This window comes from Oscillibacter sp. GMB15532 (assembly GCF_041020825.1).
Taxonomy (GTDB): domain Bacteria; phylum Bacillota; class Clostridia; order Oscillospirales; family Oscillospiraceae; genus Oscillibacter.
The window spans coordinates 1-14,774 of the sequence record NZ_JBEVTO010000004.1 but is presented as its reverse complement, the minus strand read 5'-3'; the positions used below and the strand labels follow the sequence as shown (position 1 = coordinate 14,774).

The 14,774-nt window shown below is 55.2% G+C and carries 13 protein-coding genes and 1 riboswitch; of the genes, 8 read left to right on the top strand and 5 right to left on the bottom strand.

The window, feature by feature from the left end:
• Positions 1-134: 134 nt before the first annotated feature.
• From dapD to dapA, 3 genes are all read right to left on the bottom strand, one after another.
• Positions 135-830 (bottom strand): 2,3,4,5-tetrahydropyridine-2,6-dicarboxylate N-acetyltransferase, encoded by a 696-nt coding sequence (gene dapD / locus ABVS15_RS05815; RefSeq protein ID WP_369282801.1) that lies wholly within the window; start codon positions 828-830, stop codon positions 135-137.
• A 75-nt stretch (positions 831-905) separates the two neighbouring features.
• On the bottom strand, positions 906-1,619 hold the full coding sequence (gene dapB, locus ABVS15_RS05810; RefSeq protein WP_369282800.1) for a 4-hydroxy-tetrahydrodipicolinate reductase: 714 nt from the start codon (positions 1,617-1,619) through the stop codon (positions 906-908).
• Positions 1,616-2,503 (bottom strand): 4-hydroxy-tetrahydrodipicolinate synthase, encoded by an 888-nt coding sequence (gene dapA / locus ABVS15_RS05805; protein WP_369282799.1) that lies wholly within the window; start codon positions 2,501-2,503, stop codon positions 1,616-1,618. Before dapA ends, dapB begins: the two co-directional genes overlap by 4 nt.
• Before the next feature lie 110 nt (positions 2,504-2,613).
• Positions 2,614-2,779: riboswitch (Lysine riboswitch) on the bottom strand.
• Positions 2,780-3,023: 244 nt separating this feature from the next.
• Between dapA and ABVS15_RS05800 the strand changes: the two genes are divergently transcribed.
• The 4 genes from ABVS15_RS05800 to ABVS15_RS05785 all read left to right on the top strand — a co-directional run bounded on the left by ABVS15_RS05800 (position 3,024) and on the right by ABVS15_RS05785 (position 7,600).
• Positions 3,024-3,704, top strand: coding sequence for a response regulator transcription factor (locus ABVS15_RS05800; protein ID WP_369282798.1), 681 nt, complete (start codon positions 3,024-3,026; stop codon positions 3,702-3,704).
• 2 nt (positions 3,705-3,706) lie between these two features.
• A complete protein-coding gene (locus ABVS15_RS05795; protein ID WP_369282797.1) occupies positions 3,707-4,690 on the top strand; it encodes a sensor histidine kinase in 984 nt (327 codons plus the stop codon).
• Positions 4,691-4,836: 146 nt separating this feature from the next.
• Positions 4,837-5,604 (top strand): ABC transporter ATP-binding protein, encoded by a 768-nt coding sequence (locus ABVS15_RS05790; protein ID WP_369282796.1) that lies wholly within the window; start codon positions 4,837-4,839, stop codon positions 5,602-5,604.
• On the top strand, positions 5,597-7,600 hold the full coding sequence (locus ABVS15_RS05785) for an ABC transporter permease (protein WP_369282795.1): 2,004 nt from the start codon (positions 5,597-5,599) through the stop codon (positions 7,598-7,600). Before ABVS15_RS05790 ends, ABVS15_RS05785 begins: the two co-directional genes overlap by 8 nt.
• 256 nt (positions 7,601-7,856) lie before the next feature.
• Here ABVS15_RS05785 and ABVS15_RS05780 read toward each other — a convergent pair whose 3' ends face one another.
• Entirely contained in the window at positions 7,857-8,186 is a 330-nt protein-coding gene (locus ABVS15_RS05780; RefSeq protein ID WP_369282794.1) for a hypothetical protein, read from the bottom strand.
• A 547-nt stretch (positions 8,187-8,733) separates the two neighbouring features.
• Complete coding sequence (locus ABVS15_RS05775) at positions 8,734-10,542, bottom strand: PrpR N-terminal domain-containing protein (RefSeq protein WP_369282793.1); 1,809 nt, start codon at positions 10,540-10,542, stop codon at positions 8,734-8,736.
• Between the two features lie 349 nt (positions 10,543-10,891).
• Between ABVS15_RS05775 and ABVS15_RS05770 the strand changes: the two genes are divergently transcribed.
• The 4 genes from ABVS15_RS05770 to ABVS15_RS05755 all read left to right on the top strand — a co-directional run bounded on the left by ABVS15_RS05770 (position 10,892) and on the right by ABVS15_RS05755 (position 14,517).
• Positions 10,892-11,161, top strand: a complete 270-nt coding sequence (locus ABVS15_RS05770; protein ID WP_369282792.1) for a UxaA family hydrolase — start codon at positions 10,892-10,894, stop codon at positions 11,159-11,161.
• 32 nt (positions 11,162-11,193) lie between these two features.
• Complete coding sequence (locus ABVS15_RS05765; protein ID WP_369282791.1) at positions 11,194-12,381, top strand: UxaA family hydrolase; 1,188 nt, start codon at positions 11,194-11,196, stop codon at positions 12,379-12,381.
• A 74-nt stretch (positions 12,382-12,455) separates the two neighbouring features.
• Positions 12,456-13,385 (top strand): 3-hydroxyacyl-CoA dehydrogenase family protein, encoded by a 930-nt coding sequence (locus ABVS15_RS05760; RefSeq protein ID WP_369282790.1) that lies wholly within the window; start codon positions 12,456-12,458, stop codon positions 13,383-13,385.
• A 151-nt stretch (positions 13,386-13,536) separates the two neighbouring features.
• Positions 13,537-14,517, top strand: coding sequence for a 2-keto-3-deoxygluconate permease (locus tag ABVS15_RS05755; protein ID WP_369282789.1), 981 nt, complete (start codon positions 13,537-13,539; stop codon positions 14,515-14,517).
• The last annotated feature ends 257 nt before the right edge of the window (positions 14,518-14,774 follow it).

Sequence of the window (14,774 nt, the reverse complement as noted above, 5' to 3'; positions counted from 1 at the left end):
TCCTTTGCACACAAGTGCTCTATAATATACCACATTTTCCTCTAAAAGGGAATACGGAATCCCGCACAAAATTGCTTTTATGCGGGATTCCGGCTATATTTTAAATTGGAACGAATTCGGAAAGTCCCCTGCCGTCACAGCCGACGCAGCGCGTCCACCAGAGCAGTCTTCCCCTCGGTCTTTTCGTCCTTCATTTTGACAATCCGGGCGGGACAACCTGCCACCACGGCGTTTTCAGGCACGTCCTCCACCACCACCGCACCGGCGGCCACCACCGCGTTTTTGCCCACGCGGATGCCCTCAATTATCACGGCATTGGCGCCCACCAGAACGTTGTCCTCCACGATTACCGGCGTTGCGGAGGCAGGCTCCACCACCCCGGCCAGCACCGCGCCGGCCCCGATGTGGCAGTGCGCACCCACCGTAGCCCGTCCGCCCAGCACCACGCCCATGTCGATCATGGTTCCAGGACCGACGATGGCGCCGATGTTGAGAATGGCCCCCATCATAATCACCGCACCCTCGCCGATCTCCACCTTTTCGCGGATGATGGATCCGGGCTCGATGCGGGCGGAAATATTTCTGGTGTCAAGCAGGGGCACGCCGGAATTTCTCCGGTCGCTTTCCACCACCAAATCAGTGATATTCGCCTTATTTTGCTCCAGAACTGGGCCAAGCTCCGCCCAGTCACCAAACACAGTGTAGCTCCCGTTGGAGCCAAACACCTTGGCAGAGCCAAAGTCCACCGGACCAGAGGTATTCACATAGACCTTCACAGGGGTCTTTTTTTCAGAATTTGCGATGTAATCAATAATCTCCTGTGCATTCATTGGTTATCGTTCCTTTCCAGTGGCTTCCCGCGCGGCCTGCACAAAATGCACACCGCCCGGTTGAAAATTTTTTTATTACCCGAACAGCAGGTCTTCAAGGACATAAAAGCCCGCAGGCCTTCCCGCCAGCAGGCCCGCCGCGTGGAGCGCACCGTTTACAAAAATCAGGCGGCTGGCGGCCCGGTGGGTAATGGACAGCTCCTCGTCCGGGCCGAAAAAGGAAACCGTGTGGGTGCCCGCCACGGTGCCGCCCCGCAGGGCGTGGACCCCAATCTCTTTTTTGTTCCGCGCACCGGTATTCCCCTCCCGCCCATAGACGGGGGTATATTCCCGGTTGGGGTCAATGGCGGAGAGAAGCAGCTTCGCCGTGCCGCTGGGCGCGTCGGCCTTCTGATTGTGGTGAGTTTCCTCGATCTCAATGTCAAAGGCAGGCTTCAGCGTGTCGGAAACCTGAGCCAGCGCCCTGCGAAACACAGCAATGCCAAGAGAAAAATTGGCGGCGTGGAGCACCGGGGCAACGCTTCCAAGCCCCCGAAGCTCCTCCATTTCCTTCGGTGTATAGCCCGTGGTACCGGAGAGCAAAGGCGTGCCGGTGCGGCGGACGTAGGCGGCAACCGCACCCAGCGTCTCCGGTCGGGAAAAATCCACAGCCATATCCGCCCCCGGAAGCGCGGCGAGCTGCGCAAGATTTTCCCGGTCCAATGCGGCGACCACCTCGTGGCCCAACTCCGTTGCCCGCTGCTCCAGCAGCTTCCCCATTTTTCCGTGTCCGATCAGTACCAGCTTCACAGCAGACCCGCCTCCCGCATGGTGGCCTCCAGCTTCCGCTTTGCATCCCCGCTCATCTCATAGAGCGGCAGGCGCATGGGACCTACATTCAGGCCCATGAGGTTCATAGCGGTCTTTACGGGAATGGGGTTCACCTCCAAAAACAAATCGTTCATCACCTGCAAATACCGCAGATGCTGCCCAACCGCCTTTTCCCGGTCGCCATGGAGAAATTCCGTGACAATTTCATGGCATTCCTTGGGCATCACGTTGGCGTACACGGAGATCACGCCGCTGCCGCCGATGGAAAGCAGGGGGACAGTGATGTCGTCGTTTCCGGAATAGAGGGCAAAATCCGGCCCGATGCAGTGGGCAATTTTCATGGCGTAGCTCATATCGCCGGAGGCCTCCTTGATGGCGGCGATATTGGGGTGCTTTGCCAGCCGCTCCACCACGGACACGGGGATGGCGCAGCCGGTGCGGCCCGGAACATTGTAGAGAATGCAGGGGATATTCACCGCGTCCGCCACGTCGGCGAAGTGGTGATACATGCCCTCGGCATTGGTCTTATTGTAGTAGGGGGTAATCAGCAGCAGCGCGTCGGCCCCCATGTCCTGATAGCGCTTTGCGTACTCCACCTGCGTAGCGGTGCAGTTGGAGCCGCTGCCCACCACCACCGGAACCCGGCCGTTTACCGTTTTCAGCGTGTGGGCCACCACCGCGCCGTCCTCCTCGTGGGTCATGGTGGAGGATTCTCCGGTGGTTCCCAGAACCAGAATGGCGTCCGTCCCGGCGGCAATCTGCCGCTCCAAAAGCTGGGTCAAAACCTCAAAATTGACGCTCCCGTCGTCGTGAAACGGCGTGACCGTGGCCACGATTGAACCCTGTACATGATCGAATTTCATAGTGTTTCCTCCATACGTTGATTGTTTAAGCAACAAAAAATCGGCAGAGAAAACGCTCTCTACCGACAATCGCCCCCACACCAATCTACAAAGCGTGCGGAAGTACCCTGTGAGCAGATAGCGCACCCGCGGTTTCCCACGGACAGTCCCGGAGATATTCTCCCCGGACCCACCAAAACGGCATACCTGCCGATTCAGTTCGGCGAATTCGCTTCCGCTGCGATCGTTGCCTGTCGGCTCCCGCAGCGCCGTCTCATTCGCGCCTCTATCCTATTGGGGTTATCATAGCATCTTTCCGGCCCGGATTCAAGAGCAAGTTTCCGACCCAGAGAGGAAAAATCCACAAAATTCTGCGGCAGGCGGACAAAAAGTGAAGCGTTGCGCTAAAATTGGAAATAGATTATACTATCTCCTGAGACTATGTATTTGAGCAAACGCGTCTTTAGGTCGCATAAAACACAGCGGTTTGCCGTTCCAAAAATCCCTGCGGGACGGGCAAGCGCATAGGGAGGTACGGAATTTGAACGGCTGCCGTATTTTAATAGTGGAGGACGACCCGGTGATCTCCGGAGCTATGGAGGCGCATCTTGAAAGCTGGGGATATCGGGTCCTCCGGGTGAAGGATTTCCAGAATGTGATGGCGGAATTTGCCGCCGCCGCGCCGCAGATGGTGCTGCTGGATGTGTCTCTTCCATTTTTCAACGGGTATCACTGGTGTACGGAGATTCGGCGGGTATCCAAGGTCCCGATTCTGTTCATCTCCTCCGCCGGAGACGACATGAACCAGATCATGGCCATGAACATGGGCGGAGACGATTTTCTGGCAAAACCGTTTGATTTGAGCGTCCTCACCGCCAAGGTGCAGGCGCTGCTGCGCCGGGCCTATGATTTCGGAGAACCCGCCCAGCTTTTGTCCTGCGGCGGGGCGGTTCTGAATTTGTCCGACGGAACGCTGACCGCCGGGGCGGAGAAGGTGGAGCTGACCCGCAATGAGCTGAAAATTTTGCAGATGCTCTTGGAAAACCGGGGCCGGATTGTCAGCCGCGAGGGTCTGATGACCCGATTGTGGGAATCCGACGCGTTTGTGGATGAAAATACCCTGACGGTAAACGTGGCCCGGCTGCGCAAAAAGCTGGAGGCGGCGGGCCTTGGAACATTGATCCGCACGAAAAAGGGCGCGGGCTATCTGGTGGAGGACTGAGGATGCTGCTACAATATCTGAGACGGCAGTATAAGCTGCTGCTGTTTCTGGCGGCATCCGCCGCCATTTTTGCCGGGGTTTTGTCGCTGTATGCATACCCCGCCGAGGCGGTGGGGTACGCCGCGCTTTTATGCATCGTGCTGGGCCTGCTGTTTTTCGCGGTGGGCTATGCCGGATTTCTCCACCGCCACAAGGAGCTGGAACTGCTGAAAAAGGCCGTTTATGAAACGGTTCTGCCTCTTCCCCGCCCCCGCAGCGCACTGGAGGCAGACTATCAGGCGCTTTTAAACGACGTGTGTGCCCATCGGGCGCGACTTTTGACCCAAAGCGAAAACAGCCGCCAGGATTTGCTGGACTACTATACCCTGTGGGCCCACCAAATCAAAACGCCCATTGCCGCCGGACGGCTTCTGCTTCAGTCCGGCGGAGAGACGGACCGGGAGGCCCTGTCGGCGGAGCTTTTGAAGATTGAGGAATACGTGGAAATGGTTCTGGGATATCTGCGGCTGGACAGCGACACAACGGATTATGTTCTGCGCCGCTGCGAACTGGACGGAATCATCCGGGCAAGTCTGCGCCGGTACGCGCGGCTGTTTATCCTGAAAAAACTGACGCTGGAATTTCATGAGACAAATCGGACGCTTATGACGGACGAAAAATGGCTGGGCTTTGTGCTGGGACAGATTTTATCCAACGCCATCAAATATACGCCCGAGGGCGGCACTGTCCGCATCTATCCCGACGGCGAGACACTGGCCATCGCGGACAATGGCATCGGTATCCGTCCGGAGGACCTGCCCCGGGTATTTGAAAAGGGCTTCACCGGCTATAATGGCCGGGAGGACCGGAAAGCCACGGGGATAGGGCTGTATCTCAGCCGGCGGGTTTTGACAAATCTGGGCCACGGAATTACCATTGTGTCCCGGCCCGGTGTGGGGACCATTGTGCGCCTGCTGCTGCACGACGGACGGCAGGTGGAGGAATAGTCATTTACCCATTTTGGCGGCTTCAAATTGACTTTAAACGGGCAAACTTACAAAACTGTAAGCTTGCGGGCCAAACTGTAAGGGAATTCAATGGCTGGGCCACGGAAACCTTGTTAAGATGAGAGCATCAAAAGGAGGAATTTCATATGTCGCTTCTGGAAGTATCTCATCTTCAAAAAATTTATACCACCCGCTTTGGCGGAAATCAGGTGGAGGCATTGAAAAATGTCAGCTTTTCCGTGGAACCGGGAGAATACGTGGCCATCATGGGGGAATCCGGCTCAGGAAAGACCACGCTTTTAAATATCCTGGCCGCGCTGGACAAGCCCACCTCCGGAGAGGTGTTGCTGGCAGGCCGGGCCGTCTCCGACATCCGGGAGCGGGACATGGCGGCCTTTCGCCGGACAAATCTGGGCTTTGTGTTTCAGGATTTTAATTTGCTGGACACCTTTTCTTTACAGGATAACATTTTTCTTCCGCTTGTGCTGGCACGGCAGGAGTTCGGCGAGATGGAAAAGGCGTTGAAGCCGCTGGCGGAGCAGCTTGGAATCAAGGACATTTTAAGTAAATATCCCTATGAGGTTTCCGGCGGGCAAAAGCAGCGCTGCGCCGTGGCCCGGGCGCTGATTACAAAGCCCCAGATCGTTCTGGCCGACGAACCCACCGGCGCTTTGGATTCCCGGGCCTCCGACCGGCTTCTGGATTTGTTTGGGGAAATCAACGGGGGCGGACAGACCATTTTAATGGTGACCCACTCCGTCAAGGCCGCCAGCCATGCCCAGCGGGTTTTGTTTCTGCGGGACGGGGAGGTCTATCACCAGCTCTATCGTGGGGAAAACACCCGGGAACAGCAGTTTGGCCGCATCTCCGACACGCTGACGGTGCTGGCGCAAGGCGGTGAGGCAAATGAGTAAGGGGCATTTCTACCCGCGGATGGCGCTGGTCAATCTGGCGCGGAACGGAAAATTCTACATCCCCTATCTTTTGACCGTCATCGGGACGGCGGCGGCATATTACATCGCGCTGGCCCTTGCAAACGCACCCGATTTGCCCAACAGCTCCCGATACATGTATCTCTCCGTGTTTATGAGCATCGGCACCTTTGTCATCGCCGTGTTTGCCGTGATTTTTCTGACGTATACCAACAGCTTTCTCATGAAGCGACGCAAGCGGGAGCTGGGCCTTTACAATGTTTTGGGCATGGGCAAGCGGCATATTGCAATTGTCCTCGGCCTTGAAACGGCGTATACCGCCGCCGCAGGTATTGTGGGCGGCGTGCTGCTGGGGCTGCTGCTGCAAAAGCTGGCGGTTTTGCTGCTGTGCCGCCTGATGCAGATGGACATTGCATACGGCTTTTACGTATCCGGCGAGGGAATTGCCGGGACGGCTGGGCTGCTTGGAATCATATTGCTGTTCAATCTGCTGCTCAATCTTCGCCGCATCCATGTTCAAAACCCCACGGAGCTGCTGCGGGAAAGCAGCGCCGGAGAGCGGGAGCCGAAAACTCGCGTCATCACGGCGGTGATTGGCATTGTTGCGCTGGGCGCAGGGTATACCATCGCCATCACCACCCGGTCCGCCATGGCGGCGCTGGGTATGTATTTTGTGGCGGTGCTGCTGGTCATCATCGGAACGTACTGCCTGTTTACCGCCGTGAGCATCGCGGTGCTAAAGGCCCTGCGGGCCAATAAACAGTATTACTATCAAATCAACCATTTCATCGGCGTTTCCGGAATGCTGTACCGTATGAAGCGCAACGCCGTTGGCCTTGCCAATATCTGCGTACTTTCCACCATGGTGCTGGTGATGATTTCGGGCACGCTGTCGCTGTATCTGGGAAGCGAGGCGGCGCTGGAGGAGCAGTTTCCCGGAAACCTGCGGGCAGAGATTCAGTATGACCCGTTGAAGGAGAATCCCTTTGACCCGCAGGCACTTTATAAAACCATGGCCGAACAGCTGGGCGTAAAGGGAATCTCCGTCGAGCCTGTTTCCAGTTATCGCTATCTCTCTTTCGGCGTACATGAAGACAACGGTGCGCTGGAGGTGAAAAGCGGTAATTCTGCCTACAACAACATGATTTGCGCTATGGCTCCCGCTGATTATGCCGCTGTCACCGGCAAGGAGGCTCCGGCGCTTTCCGACGGTGACATGCTGCTGTATGCAGACGGGGCGGGGCAAAAACGAAGCCTGACCTTCCGCTTCTCCGATGCCGACGACCTGACGCTGACAGCGGCGAAGCCCGACACACAGTATCCTGCTCCACCCGAATTCCAGCCCTCCGCGGTGGATGTGCTGTACATGGTGGTATCCGACGAGACGTTTGACGCGCTGTATGACGGCCAACGGGCCTCTCTGGGCGCACAGGACACGGAACCCATGCAGTGGCGCGGCTTTTGGGCTATGGACGAGGGCGCCGTGCAGCCAAACGAGCTGGAACAGACGCTGGATTTCACCGGCACGGGAGACTGGGCCCGGCTGAACATTGAAACCAGAGAGAGCTTCGGGCAGGATTACTATTCGCTCAATGGCGGTTTCTTCTTCCTCGGGGTGTTTTTGGGGACCATTTTCCTGATGGCCGCCGTCCTGATAATTTATTACAAGCAAATCTCCGAGGGCTATGAGGATCGGGAGCGATATCTTGTGATGCAGAAGGTAGGGATGGAGCTGAAAACCGTCCGACGGTCCATCAACTCCCAGCTATTGGTGGTGTTTTTCGCCCCTTTGGCGGTGGCGGCGGTTCATGTGGCGTTTGATTTCAGTCTCATGACCCGTCTGCTGACGCTTTTTTCCCTGCACAACGGACCGCTGGTGCTGGGGTGCACCGCGGGGACGCTGGCGGTGTTCGCGGTGATTTACGCGTTGGTCTACCGCGCAACAGCCAAGGCTTACTATGAGCTAGTCAGCGCCTGACGTCCGGTTCTTTAAGCACCCGGCGTTCCTTGGGCGTCACCGGGAATCCATGAAAAAGACCCATTCAGCGTGAATTAGCCCCCCAAAAACGCACAAACCGCAAAAAGCCCCCTGATGTAGGAAAACGAACCTACATCAGGGGGTATTATTATGTGTAAACACAAATGGGCAACTAGCAAGACAGTGCTGCCATAGATCGGGGAAAACATCTGCTAAGATTAGTCTAACTTTTGAGCTTTCACTCGGCAGGACCGTTTCAGCACGGATGAGCACTTTCCGTTCCCGCGCAGATAAATCCCAAAACCCTGTTGGAGTGGATACAGGTCCCTTCTGTCACGCTCACCCCGGACAGGGCGGTCAAGGCTTCCAAAATGGCTGTCTCCTTGCCAATAATGTTTTCCTGGGGTACGCCGGCGGCCAATACCTCAAAGATGATATGTGCCGGGCCTACGTCCACCACCTGCACGTTCCCCTTTTCAAGTTGCAGTGTGTCGGCTACCGCCGATGCCATATCGGCAAGATTTTCCCCGCTGAAGGTAATTTCATTGATCCAAAGCTCGGTTGTCTGCACTAGGTTTAGCTTCATCATGGCCTCCTTCCCATATCCGTTCCAACATACGGCCGCTCCGCCTCCGCAACTTCCATGGCGGCACAGAGGGCCCACGACACAGCACATGACCTGGTTATTTAAAATACGGTTGGCCCACAACGGCAAAGAGCATCGGGCCACCAATATCCTAACTTGTTCCAAATATGCCAATTTTCGGCATTGCCGAACACCGTTCTTTATATATGCCGTAAAAAAAGAAGACAGTCCGCCTCCTCTTTTTGTATAAATCCACCGGATATCGGCCCAGCCACCACCAAATGAGCCGCCACACAGTACATGACGTCTCCCTTATGCAACCTTCTTGGCATGTAAAGCACACAAGCGGCCGATTCCGTCTTTTTCGGGATGACTGCACAGCCGCCATCAAGTTTTTCTTAGTTCAATTATAGTTATCCGCTGTTTACTTGTCAATAAAATTCTACAATGCAAGATAAAGTTCGTTAATAGCGCACATTTTTGAGAAGTAATTTTTTACACCTGTACGCATCCCAAACGGCGTCCCCCGTCATGTGGGCGCGAACCATTATGGGTTTTTCAGCAGTCTCCACAGGGTCGTGCGCGCTATCCCCAACCGCTTCGCCGCGGCAGTCTGATTCCCGCCGGTATCCTCCAGAACCAGCCGCAGCACCTCCTGCGTGATCTTCTCCAGCGTTCCGTTCAGATCCAGCGGTGCGTGCCGAACCTCCTGCCCAAAGGAGGATGCTTGCCTTTCCTCCTTGAGCAGCCGCTCCACGGCATCGGAGCGAATCAGCTGATCCTGCGCGGCAATCGCAAGTGTGGAGAGGATACGGCGGAACTGTATAAGGTTATGGGGCCAGTCATATTCCTGCAGCAGCTGTATTCCAGCCCCCTCTATGCCGTAAATTTCCACCGGAAGATTGGCATTCAGCTGGCCGAGGCAAAGATTTGCCATCTGTGGGAGCTGCATTTGCAGCTCCCTCAGGGGCGGCAGATTCACAAGCTGCGCGGAGAGCTTCTCCATCACCTCATACCCTGCCGCGGCATTGGTTGCGCCACGGGGGCAGGTACAGGAAAACAGCAGCTGGTCCCGCCCACAGAGGTTGGCGCTGGCAATGCTGCCAATGAGCTGGGTACGCTTTTCAGAAGAAAGCACATCAAAATTTTGAAAGTAAATCGTCCACCCCGTCAACATAAGCGGAGAGCTGTGATGGTTAAGAAGATATGTCCAGGACTGGTTATTGAGCAGGGCACAGTCGATGAAGGTAACCGGCGTGGCCTTTAGCCGGGAGCCAAGGCAAATGGCCGCTGCCGCAGATTCCATCTCCAGCCCATGCTCCCCCGTCAGCAAAACCGGCGAGGCGGAGAGGTTCACATACTCTATGGCCCTTCGTAAACCCGCGGAGTTTTCAATGATGTTATAAAAGCTCTCCCGCGTGAATGATTGCAAATCTGCTACCGTACAATGACGGATTCCAGCCTGACTGGTTGGACGGACCCTGCGTGATGCTACATAAAAAGCGGTGTAATCAGAGGCACCGCTATGCAGGGACTGGGCTTTGATTGTATATAACACCCCGCCTAAATTTTTTGCAAACCGACAGCTCCCTGTCCGCGGGACATTTACCATCTCCATGCGCAGCATATTTTCCAGGGCCTCATTGTCCTGTCCGCTCAACGTGGAAAAATACAGGGTTTGATTTTGCTCAAATACCACAGTTTCGTATGCCTGCTCTCGTAAGAGCTTTTTTAAAAGCTGATTCGCATTCCTGAGCTCCCGGATACTGCCGCACAGCTGCAGCGCAGAATTGAAGACCTCGCGTATGCTCTCTATACCCGACGAGAGCATCACGGCATTGAGTCCCAGCGCCTGCGCTGCGTCCGCAGCTGATTTGTCACCCAGAATTGCCCTGTACCCCTTGTCTCGCAGCTGTTCCAGCAGTTTATACAGATCCTCCGGCTGTTGATTGGGGTCCTCCGGAAGGCTGTATGCGTATATATCCATGTCCTGATTGAAAAGTTTATTAAGTGCAATGGCATTTTGAGCCATATTGGGAAATCCGACGATCGCATACCGGTTGGACAGTCCGTCTGTCAGGCGCTGCGCACGCAAAATATCAAGGGCAGTCAGCGGTATTTCAATCACCGGAAGATTCACTTTATTCTGGAGCAGCAGCGCCGTGCCGCCGCGGGAAATAATCACATCAAATCCCTCATGAAAGTTTCTTTGGGCGAGATCAACTCCCTCTTTCCAATTCCCCACCAAAACCGTAAGTTCAATCTGCGGAAACTCCGTTTCGCACACCTTCTGCATCAGAGCTTTCAGCCCCTCGTACGGTATCACCGCCAGAGCACGCAGCCTTTGCTGCTCCATCCAACCCCTCCATTCGTTGCAATTTGAATCGTTTTGCAAAATAATCAAAAATCCAAAAATCAATAATCTTAAATATGTTTCATTATGAATCAAATATTACTTGTTTCAAAGTTGAAATGATATAAAATGACGATAAAATGTTATATGTCAGCAGCTGAATTAAGCAATTCGTCACTTTTTGGATAAAACAGGAATTTTGGAAAGCTTCATAATAAAACCAATCATTTAAAATAGTCTAGCAGAGGACGCGCCCAAACACAAGCACAAGTTCCTTCCTATACAGGGCATACTGCAAGATAGGAAGCGCTTTGTCTTACGCAAATCAGATTTTATCAAGGAGAATATTCACATGAAAAAAGGTATCCGTCTGAACTCAAAAGACAACGTGGGGGTTGTCGTCCAAGATGTGAATGCCGGCGAAGAAGTCGATTTTGGCAACGGCCTGGTGGTGACCGCTCTTGATTCCATCGCGCTTCCTCACAAGCTGGCCCTTGTCGATATTGAGGCCGGCAGCTATATCATCAAGTACGGTGAGATCATGGGCTATGCCACGCAGGATATTCCTGTGGGCCGTCACGTTCACGATCACAACTGTGATTCCGAAAAACTAATGAAGTAAGCTTCTGCAAAGAATCGAAAGAGGTGTTTACAATGGCTCATGCGACAACATTTATGGGATATCATCGTCCCGACGGACGCGTTGGCATCCGCAACTATGTCATTGCCGTAGGCAACTGCAGCTGTGCCAACGGAATTGTCAATCAGATTGCCGCCCGCGTACCCGGGGTAATTCCCATGATTCACACAGACGGGTGCAGCACTCCGGGCGAGTTTGACCGCTGGCGCGAGACTCTGGTGGGCGTTTGCTGCAACCCCAACATCTATGCCGCTATTCTGGTCGGCGTCGGCTGCGAGACCGACGACGCCAAGGAGATTGGAAAGCGCATCGAAGCGGAAAGCGGCGGAAAGCCCGTCTTCGCGGCCATCGTTCAAGAAGACGGCGGCGGGCTGAAGGTGATTGAAAAGTGCGTAAAAGCCGCCGAGCAGTTTGTGGCTGACGCAGAAAAGGTGGAACGCAAGGAGGCTCCCGTCAGCAGTCTCGTTCTGGCCACCGAGTGCGGCGGCTCCGACGCATTCTCCGGCATCACTGCCAACCCCGCCATCGGCTATGTGTCCGACTGGATTGTTTCCAACGGGGGAACCTCTATTCTCAGTGAGATTCCGGAGCTGATCGGCACGGAAGAGATTTTGGCCAAGCGCTCCATCACTCCCGAAGTGGGAGAGCGGGTCAAAAGCCTGATCTACGAATGGGAGGAGCGGACCCGCACCCTGCTGGGAGCCAACACCTCCCGGACCCTGGCTCGCGGAAACATGGTGGGCGGACTGACTACGATTCAGGAAAAGGCCCTCGGCTGTGTCCACAAAGGCGGCACCTCCACGGTGATGGACGTGATTGATTACGCCGAGCGCGTCGGCCAGCGCAAGGGCCTGATTATTATGGACGGTCCCGGCTACGACACGGACAATGTCACCGGCATCTTTGCCAGCGGAGCACAGCTGTTCATGTTCAGCACCGGCCGGGGCAACCCGCTGGGCTACCCGGTCGCACCCGTCATCAAGATCTGCTCCAACAGCAAGACCTACTATGCCGTCGGCGGAGACGAAGGCGATATGGACATCAATGCCGGTGCCATCGTTACCGACGGTATGACTCCCGAGGAACTGGGAGAAAAGTGCATTGAATACCTTCTGGATGTCTGCAACGGAAAGCAAACCCGTCCCGAGGCCAACGGATATGGCGGGGCAATGTGCGTCTGGTCCACTACATCTCCGTTTTGATTTGGCACGGAAGTGCACGGCGTAAACAACCATTCTCGTTTAAAGTCTATTAATTGAGGGAGAGTCATTCGATCATGGAAAAGATTGCTGTATATGGCGCCGGTGTTATTGGAATTGGCGAAGCCACTCTTGTCACCGGTCACGGGATTCCCTGTGTGGTAATCGGGCGTTCCGAGTCCGGCCTCGAGCGCTGCCGGCAGGCGGTGGAACAAAACTGGGACGACCTGATTGCAAACGGTCTTGCTTCGGAGAAGAACAAGGCTGCGGCTATGAACCTTTTGACCATTACAAACAAGCCGGAGGCTCTTGAGGGCTGCACCTTTATTTTTGAAGCCGTAGCCGAGGATATCGCACAAAAGAGCAAGGTGTATGCCGAGATTGAGAACTATGCCGCTCCCAATGCGATCATCGTATCCTGCACCTCCTCTCTGAACTCCAGCGATTTGGCCGCCACGGTTTCCCGCCCGGAGAACCTGCTGGTGGTACATCCGCTGAACCCGGCTCATATGGTCCCGCTGGTAGAGGTTGTCACACATCCTCTGAACTCAGAGGATACTCTGGATCGGACCTACGCAATGCTCAAAGCGCTCAGCCGCAAGCCCGTCACGCTGAAGAAAACCATGCCCGGTTTCCTTGTAAACCGCTTTCACCAGGCACTGTACCGTGAATCCATTTACCTGATCGAGCAGGGAATCACCACCGCCGATGATGTGGACACCGCACTTCAGTGCCTGAGCATGCGGTATTCCTCCATTGGCCTGCTGGAATTCTTTGACGACGTCGGCCTGGCGCTGGAGGCGAGCATTTCCAAAAACGTCTATCCCGACCTCTGCGCAGCCACCGATGTTCAGCAGTACGTCCAGAAATGCATGGAAGATGGGCACACGGGCAAGGCCGCAGGTAAGGGTCTGCACGATTGGTCCAAAATTGATGCTGATGATTACAGATACCGCAAGCAGGTTCCGTTTTTCGGAACCGTCAGCAAGTGGGACATGCCGGAATAAGCATTTGTTTTTCGCTCCGACTGTTCCCGGCATTGTATCCAAGGCGGTGAAGCACGCGTCCACCAGCTTTGCCGCGCGGCATTTCAAGTGTGTTAAAGCATGGCAATTCACCGGACCCCTTCCAAGTCAATCAATTTAGGAGGATTGTGTAATGAAAATTCTGAAAACCGTCCAAAAGGTTCCCGGCGGAATGATGGTCATTCCCCTGCTGCTGGGCGTTATTATGAACACCGTGGCGCCTCAGGTGCTGCAGGCCGGCGGCTACATCACCGCCGTGTGGTCCAGCGCCGGCACCAACACCTCAATCGGAATATTCCTGTTCTGCGTCGGCTCGCAGATTCAACTGAGAAACGGCGGACAAGTCCTGAAACGCGGCATTGTCCTGCTGATTGCCAAGTTTTTGTCCGGCGCGGTTCTCGGCTGGGCCGTGGGCGCCTTCTTTGGCCCCGCAGGCATTCTGGGCCTCTCTACTCTGGCCATCATCAGTGCGGTCACCAATTCCAACGGCGGCTTGTTCATGTCTCTGGTTGGAACCTTTGGCGATGACACGGATACTGCTTCTCAGGCTATTTTGAACATTAACGACGGTCCTTTCCTGACCTTAGTCGCCGTGGGCGCCTCCGGCATGGCAGACATTCCTCTGCAAAGCCTGGCATGCGCCATTGCCCCCATCCTGCTTGGCATGATTCTGGGCAACCTGGACAAGGACATTTCCGAGTTCCTGAAGCCCGGCCTGAATGTCCTCATCCCCTTCTTCGCTTTCTGCTTAGGCACCGGTATCAATCTGTCCAATCTGATCAAGGGCGGCATTCCCGGGGTCATTCTGGGCCTCATTACCGTGGGATGGTCCGGCTTTGTCTGCATCCTTGCCGATAAGTTCATCCTCAAGCGTCCGGGCTATGCCGGCGCTGCAATCGCCACAGCCGCCGGCAACTGTGTTGCAACGCCCGCGGCAGTCGCCTTGGCAGCTCCCTCTCTGGCGCCTTATGCCGAAGCGGCAACTGTTCAGTGCGCCGCAGCTGTAATTGTAACCGTAATTTTGGTTCCCCTGATGACCTCCTGGGCCGCAAAAAAATGGGGCACCTCCGCAGAGTGGGAAGCCAAAAAGATCGGTGCCAAGACAGGCCATTAACAAGTCTCCCCTTATACCTGCCAAGCCGTGAATTTCTTCGGAAAAGACGCGCAATAGGCAGCACCCCCCTGATGTAGATAACAGAACTACATCAGGGGGGCATTGTTATGAGCAGGCAGGATTGATTAAGCAGCCTGCGCTCCGAACCATGCTGCCGCCGAATGAGAATCCAGTAGGCGGCCGCCAAGGAACATGAAATGAATGGCCGCATCATCCGTCTTATCACCATGCGTGCATCCAGTTAAAAGTGGGAGTGG

Coding starts and splice junctions, on each gene's coding strand:
- dapD (WP_369282801.1), bottom strand. CDS start 830: ATGAATGCACAGGAGATTATTGATTACATCGCAAATTCTGAAAAAAAG.
- dapA (WP_369282799.1), bottom strand. CDS start 2,503: ATGAAATTCGATCATGTACAGGGTTCAATCGTGGCCACGGTCACGCCG.
- ABVS15_RS05795 (WP_369282797.1), top strand. CDS start 3,707: ATGCTGCTACAATATCTGAGACGGCAGTATAAGCTGCTGCTGTTTCTG.
- ABVS15_RS05790 (WP_369282796.1), top strand. CDS start 4,837: ATGTCGCTTCTGGAAGTATCTCATCTTCAAAAAATTTATACCACCCGC.
- ABVS15_RS05785 (WP_369282795.1), top strand. CDS start 5,597: ATGAGTAAGGGGCATTTCTACCCGCGGATGGCGCTGGTCAATCTGGCG.
- ABVS15_RS05780 (WP_369282794.1), bottom strand. CDS start 8,186: ATGAAGCTAAACCTAGTGCAGACAACCGAGCTTTGGATCAATGAAATT.
- ABVS15_RS05775 (WP_369282793.1), bottom strand. CDS start 10,542: ATGGAGCAGCAAAGGCTGCGTGCTCTGGCGGTGATACCGTACGAGGGG.
- ABVS15_RS05770 (WP_369282792.1), top strand. CDS start 10,892: ATGAAAAAAGGTATCCGTCTGAACTCAAAAGACAACGTGGGGGTTGTC.
- ABVS15_RS05765 (WP_369282791.1), top strand. CDS start 11,194: ATGGCTCATGCGACAACATTTATGGGATATCATCGTCCCGACGGACGC.
- ABVS15_RS05760 (WP_369282790.1), top strand. CDS start 12,456: ATGGAAAAGATTGCTGTATATGGCGCCGGTGTTATTGGAATTGGCGAA.
- ABVS15_RS05755 (WP_369282789.1), top strand. CDS start 13,537: ATGAAAATTCTGAAAACCGTCCAAAAGGTTCCCGGCGGAATGATGGTC.